The 2,555-nt window shown below is 65.9% G+C and carries 4 protein-coding genes; 2 read left to right on the top strand and 2 right to left on the bottom strand.

What is annotated here, in order from left to right; all coding sequences use genetic code 11:
* Positions 1–125: 125 nt before the first annotated feature.
* Positions 126–512, bottom strand: coding sequence for a hypothetical protein (locus tag MOV75_RS34155; RefSeq protein WP_246932829.1), 387 nt, complete (start codon positions 510–512; stop codon positions 126–128).
* A gap of 146 nt (positions 513–658) precedes the next feature.
* On the opposite strand from MOV75_RS34155, the gene MOV75_RS34150 reads away from it, so the two are divergent.
* Together MOV75_RS34150 and MOV75_RS34145 are read left to right on the top strand one after the other, a co-directional pair.
* The gene (locus MOV75_RS34150) at positions 659–1,165 is read left to right on the top strand and encodes a GNAT family N-acetyltransferase (RefSeq protein WP_247007538.1); all 507 of its coding nucleotides are present in this window, start codon (positions 659–661) and stop codon (positions 1,163–1,165) included.
* Positions 1,166–1,291: 126 nt separating this feature from the next.
* Positions 1,292–1,603 (top strand): hypothetical protein, encoded by a 312-nt coding sequence (locus MOV75_RS34145; RefSeq protein ID WP_246932764.1) that lies wholly within the window; start codon positions 1,292–1,294, stop codon positions 1,601–1,603.
* Between the two features lie 75 nt (positions 1,604–1,678).
* On the opposite strand, the gene MOV75_RS34140 is transcribed toward MOV75_RS34145, so the two are convergent.
* The coding region (locus MOV75_RS34140; protein WP_247007537.1) for a DbpA RNA binding domain-containing protein at positions 1,679–2,555 on the bottom strand (877 nt) is incomplete at its 5' end.

Genomic DNA, 2,555 nt, shown 5'->3' with positions numbered 1-2,555 from the left:
CGTCGACCTGCCGCCGGCGCGTGCTCTGGACCAGACGCTGCACGCCATCGATGCGCGCTACGGATCGCGCACCGCCGACTTCGTCGCGATGCAACTCGAATATCCGAGATAACGGCAGAGCGCCGTTACGGCATCGCCAGATGCCAGGCGCCGTTCAAGAAGCCGTCGCCGGTGACATCGCCGGGCTTCTGGTCCTTGGCGAAGGTGTAGAGCGGCTTGCCCTTGTAGGCCCACTGCTTCGAGCCGTCGTCGCGCGTGATGACAGTATAGCCGTCGCCGGCCGCATCACTCGCTTCGGCCTTCAGCACCGGCCAGTTGGTCGCGCATGGACCGTTGCAGGCCGACTTGCCGTCAGCATCCTTGTCGAAGGTGTAGAGCGTCATGCCTTTGGCGTCGGTGAGCACGTTGCCCTTGTCGGTCTTGCCCGTCTTGGTCGGCGGTGCGGCGAAGGCGGCGGGAACGATCGCGAGCGAGATTGCGAGCGTGAGCGCGAGGCGGATCGAGGACGTCATGATATCTCCTGTCATGCAATTGGCTTGCATGGGTAGGACGCCGCGCGCGGCCTGGTATTCCTGAGACGGCGGCCAAGATATTTTTCGCTGCGCGCGCTGGCGCGGCGGAATAAACTGGACCGACCGAGACGGAACGACGGAAAGACATGAGCAAGCCGCATTGGCGTCCCGCACACGCATCCGACCTGCCCGCGATCAGCGCCATCGCGGCGCGGATACATCCTGATCTTCCTGAAAGGCTCGAGGTGTTCGCCGAGAAGATGCGGCTCTATCCCGATGGCTGCCGCGCGCTTGTCGCCGACGATGCGATCGCCGGCTACGGGTTTTCGCATCCCTGGAAGCAGCACCGGATTCCGCCGCTCGACGCTTTCATCGCACGATTGCCTGACGATGCGGATTGTCTCTACGTCCACGACGTCGCCGTGTTGCCGGATTTTCGCGGCGGCGTTCTGCGCGCTTACATCGCCGATATCGAGCAGCTGGCGCGCGCGTCAGGCACCCCAACGCTCGCGCTGGTCTCGGTCTACGCGACGCGGCCGTTGTGGGAGCGCCTCGGCTTTCGGCCCGTCACGACGGACGCGGACCTGCGCGCGAAGCTCGCCTCCTATGGCGACGGCGCGACATACATGCTGCGCGACCTTACCGCGGCGTAACGTCCCTCCCCGGCCGGCCGGCTCACGCCGGCGTGAAGCGGCGCCCTCGAACCGGGTCAGGTCAGGCTCCGTCGAAAGTGTGTGCGAGCCGTTCCGGTCTCGCCAAACCGAGGCTGGAGAATATCCATGAAGCTCACATTGTCGAAAGCTGCTTTGATCGCATGCATTGCGACGAGCGCGTTCGCCGCGACCAGCGCCAACGCGGCGCAGCACCGAACCGATGGCTGCCAGTTCGCCTTCTTCGAAAGCTGTGGCATCGTCGCGGAGTCGTCGACCCCGGGCCGCGCACGCCGCCCCGTCGCTCGCCTCACCAACGATACCTCGCCGACCTACATGAAGCAGACCGATCCCCGCTACAACTCGTCCATGCGTGATGCCGGCGGCGGTGGCGGTGGTGGCGGCGGAGGAGGTGGTGGTGGTGGTGGCGGTGGCCGCTGAACTCACACCTGACCTTTCAGATGATGCCGCCGGTGCAATCCGGCGGCATCATTGCCCGTCCTGAACGGCGGCCGCTCAGCCGCGATGCTTTTTCTTCTTCGTCTTCTTTCCCGGCGCGCCCTTCACCGGCCACGGGGTGACCGAGGGCTCCGCGCGGGCCTGCTTGTCGCGATGCTTCTTTTTCTTTCCAAAGGAAGGAGCCTCGTCGAATCTCGGTCCGCGCTCGCCGGGTGGCTTGCCGCGTGGCTTGAATTCACGCGCCTCGCGCGGACGCTCGTCGCGGCGTTCGCGATGATCGCCATCGTCCCTCTCGCGCCGGGGGGCATGGGACTGCGGTTCCGAACGTTCCTGGCGCTGCGGCGCGTCCGCCATCGGCTCGATCCGAATGCTGTCTTCCTTGTCCGGACGCTTGACCTTTGCGGCGAAGGACTCCGCGACCCGCTCGGAGATCTCGAACTCGGTCGTGGTATCCATGATCTTGATGGCGCCGATGTCGCGCTTGTCGATGCCGCCGCGGCGGCAGATCATCGGCAGCAGCCAGCGCGCCTCGGCATTCTTGCGCCGCCCGATCGCGGCGCGAAACCAGACGCTGGTCTCCGACATGACGTGCTTCGACGATGCTTTGCCCGATTTCGATCGAGGCCTCGCGGCGCGATCATCGCCGCCTTCGCCTTGAAATCTGTCGCGCCCGCGATCCTCGCGCGGCTTGCCGCTGCGCTCGCCGGGATCGATGATGTCTTCGGGCGACGGCAGCCGCGCACGGTAAAGCCGCGCCAGTGCCGCGGCGATATCCTCGGCCGACCGCTCGGCCAACAGCGCCTGGGCCAGCGCTAGATCGTCCGCCGTCGTCTCCTCGGTGAACAACACGTCCTTCATGCGATCGTGATCGAGCTTGCGGATTTCGTCCGCCTGCGGCGCGATTCCCCAGGCCGCGTCAACCCCTGCGAGATTG

This window comes from Bradyrhizobium sp. PRIMUS42 (assembly GCF_023006515.1).
Lineage (GTDB): Bacteria > Pseudomonadota > Alphaproteobacteria > Rhizobiales > Xanthobacteraceae > Bradyrhizobium.
This window is presented reverse-complemented; position numbering and strand designations above follow the sequence as displayed.